We start from the raw sequence: 6,528 nt of genomic DNA, 5'->3' as shown, positions 1-6,528 counted from the left end.
GAGTCTCCCTGACAACACCAGGGAGGCTCGGACAGGCGCTCTACTTCGCGGAACTAGCTCACGTGCCGACGAGGCGGTCGCGTAGGCGGCGGAGCGGCCGCAGCCGGCGGCGCACGCCGGCGGGCAGCGTCAGCCCGCTGTGGCCACCGGCGGGCTTGAGGGCTCCGCGCGCCCCGGTCAGCTCTGCCTTGATCTCGCCCATGTCGCGCTCCAGTCGCTCGAACAGCCGGGCGAAGTCGCGCGGCTCCGCGTGCGCCGCCCCCTCCTCGACGAGCCGGCGGCGCTCGTAGTCGTCGTCGTAGTCCGCCTGGGCGAGGCTGAGCTCGCGATCGCTGTAGGGCACGAGGTCCGCGACCACCCGGTCGCCGGTCAGTCGTTCGTAGATCGTCGACAGGTTGCTGGTCGTTGTGTCGACGAAGCGCTGCTGCGTCGCGGCGAGCTCCGTGCGCAGCGTCGCGCGGTGCGCCTCCGCCGCGTTGATCTGCGTGAGCGCCGCACTCGCGAAGTCGCCCTGCCACGGGTCGATCAGGAACTCGGGGTGCCCGATCTCCTGCGCGAAGTACCTGATCTTGTTGTTGGTGCTCAGCGACAGCGGGATGTTGCCCAGACCGAACGGGATCATCTGCGAGTGTCCGCGGGCGCCCAGGACGATTGGCAGCCGCGCGTAGTGCCGCACACCCTCGAACAGCATCTTCGTGCTCCCGAACAGCGCGCGCCCGGTCAGCCCGAGGTCTGCGCCGTACTCCTGGAAGAACTTCATGTCCGCGCGTTTGTGGCCCAGGAACTCGACGTCCCAGCCGTCCGCCTGGAGCTTGGCGATCAGGTCACGCAGCTGCGGGAAGATCGCGCCGGGCTCGAGCCCGGAGTCGACGTGGGCCGCCTCGAGGCCGACCTGGATGCCGATCCGCTTGTCCGGCAGGGTCTCGGCACCGACGGCACGCGGGAGCAGCACCCTGCCGATGGTCGTAGGGCACGGCTGCATGGTCAGCTGCGGCGCCGAGGCGGGGTCGTCCAGCCATGCCCGCATGTCGTCCACGGCGCCGGACGAGCGCAGCCCGAAGAAGATGCTCTGCGACATCGTCTGGTTGATGTGCTTCCGGAAGACCTGGTTGTGCCGCTCCGGCTCGAACTGGGCGGGATTGCCCGCACCGAAGACGATGATCGGCTTCCTCAGCCGCTTCAGCAGGTCCGTCGTGATGTTCCACTGCCAGCCGGAGGCGGCGGTGGCGTTGTTGCGCCGCGGGAAGATCCCGCCCCCGCCGATGACCACAGCGTCGAAGTTCTCGTTGACGTCGTCCACGAACGAGCTGGTGGCCGCCTCACGGAACGGGCTGGTTCGCGTCACCTCGAAGTAGTCTCCGCCGCCCCAGGCGTTGAACGACTGCCGGACAAGCTCGAAGAGCAGCTGATCCCCGTAGCTGTAGACGGTCTTGAGATCGAGATGGAGAAGCCGCTGACGATTCATCGTCCCTCACTTCGCACGGTGGGACCGCACCCTTGCGGTGGGACTTGCGGTGGGACCGCCCCCGATTCGCAGAGTAACAACCGTGTGCCGGTTCGGCGCGGCGACGCCGTCGAGCGAGGCGACGCCGAGCGGCAGCCCCGTCGAGCGGCGGAGCTACAGGGCGTCGGGGACGTACGGCGACGGGCCGTCCGCACCGATCATGTCGTGCAGCGCCTTGTTCGAGGGCAGCAGCGCGGTGAGCAGCTCGTCCCGCTGTTCCGGCGTGAGGAGTCGCGGCGCCGGGTGCGTCAGGTTGGAGAAGTTGTCGTCCAGGAAGTGGCGCAGCTTGCGCGAGTCGTCCTTCTCCAGCAGGGCATTGCCGAAGAGCGCGAGCTGGAGGGCTATGTCCGAGTAGCCGCGGTTGACGCTCTGGGTGTTGAAGGGAAACTTCGGGACGACGCCCACGCCGGTCGCCGCGAAGAAGTCCCGCACGAAGCCCCGCGCCTTGAGGTCCTTGATGCTCTCGAAGTACTTGATCCTGATCTCGGCGCCGTCGGGCAGCGCGTCCCGCATCTGGTCGACCAGGACGTCCCAGCGCAGGCGCTCCTCGGTGACCGGCTCCATGAACTCCTCGAACGTGAGGGTGGAGCCCATCCGGACCAGCTGCAGGTAGGCGCTCTCCACGAACCGGTCCTGGCGGCGCACGTAGAACAGGAGCGTGGTCCGCTCGGGCCGGAACTCCTCCTGCGCGATGCGCAGCACCTCGGGCGCTGGCCCGTAGATCGGCCCCGTGCGGAAGGACGCCACCGTCGCGAACAGGTCCTCGTGCGAGAGCACCAGGTTCTCCTGCTCGAGCTGGTCCCGCAGGCGCTGGAAGCCGACCCTGACATTGCTGATGCCGGCACCCTGCCGGCGCCAGTGCGCGTGCGCCCCGCCGGTGGCGGTCTCGAAGTCGTGCCGGACGAGCACCGTGTAGCCACGGGAGGCGAACGCGTCCCGGTTGGCGTTGAGTGCCTTCTGCACCAGGGTCGTGCCGGTCTTCGCGGCTCCCGCGTGCAGCACGAGATGTTCCATGGAATCGGACACTACGCGGTGGCGACCGCGGATTCTCAGGCTCCGGGAGACTTCACCCGCCCGAAGCCTCCCGTACCATCCGGACGCGCCGAAGCGCCGAGGCGGTCGGGTGACCACCTCGGCGCTTCCGGTCGGTCAGCTGCCCGCGAGCCGCTTGCGCAGCGGGCGCAGCCTGCGCCGCAGGCCGGCCGTCACCGACGAACGGCGCGGCCCGTCGACGCCTGCGACCTCGAGGGCGTCGAGGTCCTTGCGCGCCTTGGTCAGCTCGCGCTTGATCCGGCCGTTGTCCTGCTCGAGCTTGTCGTAGCGCATGGAGACGTCGTACAGCCGCGCCGCGGTGCGGCGCTCCGGCGGCGTCAGCGCGCGGAACGACGGCGTGACCGTCTCGCCCGTCAGGCTCTTGTAGATCCCGGCGAGGTTGTTCAACGACGTGTCGAAGAAGCCCTGGCGGACGTCGGCGAGCTCCTTGCGCAGCTCCGGCTGACGCTCGTGGGCCTCGTTGATCGTCTTGTACAGGGTGCCCTGGAAGTCGTCCGCGCGCGGGTCGATAGCCCAGTCCGCGTGACCGATGTCCGTGGCGAAGTAGCGGATCTTGTGGTGCACGTACAGGGACAGCGGGATGGTGCCCATGCCGAACGGGACCATCTGCGCGTGACCACGCGTACCGAGGATGATCGGCAGGTCGGCGAAGTACTCGATGCCCTGGTACAGCACGTCACGGTTGCCCCACAGGACGTGCTCGCTGCTCACGATGCCGCGCTCGGTGAGCTGGTCGTGGAAGCCCATGTCGGCGCGTGCGTGCGGCACGCCCTCGACCTGCCAGCCCTCGCCGGAGAGCTTCTCCAGGACGTCGACCTGGTCGGTGTAGATCCTCTCCGCGTCGAAGCCGGCCCGCGCCTGGCGCTTGCCCACGATCGAGTGGGCGGCGATGCGGCGCTCGTGCGGGATCTCGGCCTTGAACAGGTCGGGGTACAGGAAGGACGACAGCGTCGTCGGGCAGGGCTGGTACGTGACCCGGTCCCGGTTCTTCTCGTCGATGTATTCCTTGATCGTCTCGACCGAACCGTGGTTGCGCAGGCCGAAGAACACCGACTTCTCGAGCGTCAGGTTCACGTGCTCGCGGAACGGGTCCGCGAAGTCCGCCTGGTCGATGAAGCGGTTGTTGCCGACCGCGAAGATGATGAGCGGCTTCTCGATGCGACGCAGCAGGTCCAGCGAGATGTTCCACTGCCAGCCGGAGCGCTGGTTCGGGTTCGTGTCGCTGAGGAAGAGGCCACCACCGCCGACGACGACGGCATCGACGTTCTCGTTGATGTAGTCGACCAGACGTGGTGTGACGGCGTCACGCAGCTGCCGGCTCTGGACGACCTCGAAGGCGTCCCCGCCCGCGAAGCCCTCGAAGAGCTCGCGCACGGTCTCGAACAGCAGGGTGTCGCCGTAGTTGCCATAGGTCTTGATGTCGAAATGGAACAGTCGAAGTCGCTTCATCGTGTCACGCGCCGGTTCTTGTAGTGCACGGGCACCATCCTTGATCACTGTGGTCAGATCTGCCAAGCCCGCCGTCCGGGGACGGCAGGACGTCATCGAGCGGTCGAGTCACTTTCCGCTGGGGAGATAGGGCGACTCGCCCGCATTCACCTTGAGGTCCACCGCGTCCTTCGAGAGGCCGCCGGTGATCATCTCGTGCAGCGCCTTGTTCGACGGCGCGAGAGCGGCCAGCATCTCCTCACGCTGCTCCTTGGTCAAGAGCAACGGCGAAGGGTGCGTCACGTTGGAGAAGTTGGCGTCGAGGAACAGGCGCAGCTTGCGCCGGTCGCCTGTCTCGAGCTCGCCGTTGCCGACGAGCGCCAGCTTCAGCGCCGCTTCAGAGTACCCGCGGTTGACCGCCTCAGTGTTGAACGGGAACTTCGGGACGACGCCCACGCCGGTCTGCTGGAAGAACTCGCGCACGAACGGCCGTGAGCGGAGCTCCTTGATGCCCTCGAAGTAGTTGACCCGCACCTCGGAGTCGGCGGGGATCGATTCCTTGATCTTCTCGACCAGGCTGTCCCAGCGCAGGTTCTCCGTCGTCACCGGCTCCATGAACTCCGCGAAGGACTTGGTCGAGCCCACCCGGACCGTCTGGAGGTAGGAGCTCTCGACGAACCGGTCCTGGCGGCGCACGTAGAGCAGCACTGTGGTGCGCTCCGGCTCCAGCACCTTGTGCGCGATCCGCAGGACGTTGTCCGCGGGCGCGTACAGGGGTCCGGTCCGGAACGAGTGCACCGAGGCCAGGAGGTCCTCGTGCGAGATGACCAGGCTGTCGTGGGTCGCTGCGTCGCGAACCATCTCGAAGGCCTTCGTGACGTTGCCCAGGCTTCCGGCCTGCCGACGCCATCGCGAGTGGTAGCCCTCCGTGAGGTTCTCGTACTCGTTGCGGACAAGGACGTCGTAGCCGCGCTTGGCGAACGCCTCCCGGTTCGTCTGCAGTGCCTTCTGCACCAGCGTCGTACCGGTCTTGTGTGCGCCGACGTGCAGGACGAGGTGCTTCACGGAATCCAACCTTTCGGGACAGATGAACGCCCACGAGGATACAGGCGAAGATCACCCCTTCCGTGAAGTGCATGGTCGGCGGCTGCACCACTCCGCCGACGTGCCGACTGTGCCCCGGTGATGCACAGTGACCGGAAGGAAATGGGAGCACTATGAGCAATCGAGCTGACACCGAAGCTGACACCGACCGACCGCACCGCTGGGGCCACCTGCTCCTGACCCTGGTGCTGGCCCTTGTCCTGGCCATCGCGACGGTCGTCGCGGCGCCGCGCACCGCGTCCGCGGATGTGCCGGACAAGTTCGTCATCACCGGCTCCGGCTACGGGCACGGCATCGGGATGCCGCAGTACGGCGCCTACGAGATGTCCCGCCATGGCAGCTCCGCCACGGGGATCCTCGCCCACTACTACCAGGGCTCGGCGGCCGCGCGGGTCCCCACCATGGCGCTGATCGACGTCCAGGTGTACGGCCCGGAGCCGTACTCCTTCTCCGGCTACGCGGACACGGCCGCCACGAAGGTCACCGTGCACGACGGCGGGTGGCGGCTGCTCGTGGGCGAGCGCACCGTCGCCCACGGCCCGTCGGGCACGCTGGGCGTGTCGACGTCGAGGGGCGACGTCGTGGTGCGTGTCCCGAGCGGCCGCACGATCACGCGCGACCGGATGGTGCTGCAGTGGGCGGGCACCCCCTACTTCCGGCCGGACGCCGGCCCGGCGACGGTGACCATCGCGGGCGCGCACGGCTGGTACCGGGACGGGCGGCTGCTGCTGAGCGCGTCGGAGGGCGTGCCGAACATCGTGAACCGGCTGCGGTTCAACACCCAGTACCTGTACGGCCTCGCCGAGATGCCCGCGTCGTGGGGCACCACCGGCGGGCAGCAGGCGCTGCGCGCCCAGGCCGTCGTCGCGCGCTCCTACGCGGCGCTGCGGATGGGGCGCCTGAACTCGGTCTGCGAGTGCCATGTCGTGGACGACGTGCGGGATCAGCAGTTCTCCGGCTGGAAGCACGCGTCGGGCTTCGCGAGCGAGTACTGGCGCAGTGCCGTCAACTCCACCACCGCCTCGCTCACCAGCGGGAGCGTGCTGACCTACGGCGGCAGGACGGTCGCAGCCCACTACTACTCGTCGAGCGGCGGTCGCACCGCGAACTCCGAGGACGTGTGGTCGTCGGTGGTCCCGTACGAGCGGTCCGTCGCGGACCCGTACTCGGCGGCGGCCCCGGGCAACGGCTACGCGAGCTGGCAGCGGGCGATCAGTCAGGCCGAGGCGCAGGACCTGTTCGGGCTGGACCGGGTCGAGTCGATCAGGGTGACCGACAAGTACTCGAGCGGTCAGGCCCGGACGCTGGTGGCGACGGCCCCGAACGGGCACACCGAGAGCATCTCCGGCAAGGCCGACAAGATCCGGTCGCTGGTCGGCCCCCACACGGTCGCGGGCAGCGTGCCGTCGTCCTGGTTCACGAACATTCGAGCGGATTGA

At 68.2% G+C, this 6,528-nt stretch carries 5 protein-coding genes; 1 reads left to right on the top strand and 4 read right to left on the bottom strand.

Annotated features, from left to right (window positions below):
* Positions 1-58: 58 nt before the first annotated feature.
* The 4 genes from ACFT2C_RS24565 to ACFT2C_RS24550 all read right to left on the bottom strand — a co-directional run bounded on the left by ACFT2C_RS24565 (position 59) and on the right by ACFT2C_RS24550 (position 5,050).
* A complete protein-coding gene (locus ACFT2C_RS24565; RefSeq protein ID WP_377209708.1) occupies positions 59-1,465 on the bottom strand; it encodes a hypothetical protein in 1,407 nt (468 codons plus the stop codon).
* Positions 1,466-1,618: 153 nt separating this feature from the next.
* Positions 1,619-2,518, bottom strand: coding sequence for a hypothetical protein (locus tag ACFT2C_RS24560; protein WP_377209707.1), 900 nt, complete (start codon positions 2,516-2,518; stop codon positions 1,619-1,621).
* Positions 2,519-2,653: 135 nt separating this feature from the next.
* Positions 2,654-4,006 (bottom strand): polysaccharide pyruvyl transferase family protein, encoded by a 1,353-nt coding sequence (locus tag ACFT2C_RS24555; RefSeq protein ID WP_377209706.1) that lies wholly within the window; start codon positions 4,004-4,006, stop codon positions 2,654-2,656.
* Positions 4,007-4,114: 108 nt separating this feature from the next.
* Entirely contained in the window at positions 4,115-5,050 is a 936-nt protein-coding gene (locus ACFT2C_RS24550; RefSeq protein ID WP_377209705.1) for a hypothetical protein, read from the bottom strand.
* Between the two features lie 152 nt (positions 5,051-5,202).
* Here ACFT2C_RS24550 and ACFT2C_RS24545 point away from each other — a divergent pair, with 152 nt between their 5' ends.
* On the top strand, positions 5,203-6,528 hold the full coding sequence (locus ACFT2C_RS24545) for a SpoIID/LytB domain-containing protein (RefSeq protein ID WP_377209704.1): 1,326 nt from the start codon (positions 5,203-5,205) through the stop codon (positions 6,526-6,528).

It is taken from the genome of Promicromonospora sp. NPDC057138 (genome assembly GCF_042670845.1).
Taxonomy (GTDB): domain Bacteria; phylum Actinomycetota; class Actinomycetes; order Actinomycetales; family Cellulomonadaceae; genus Promicromonospora.
Note: the sequence above shows the minus strand (reverse complement) of the source record. Positions and strands in the feature narration are given on the sequence as shown.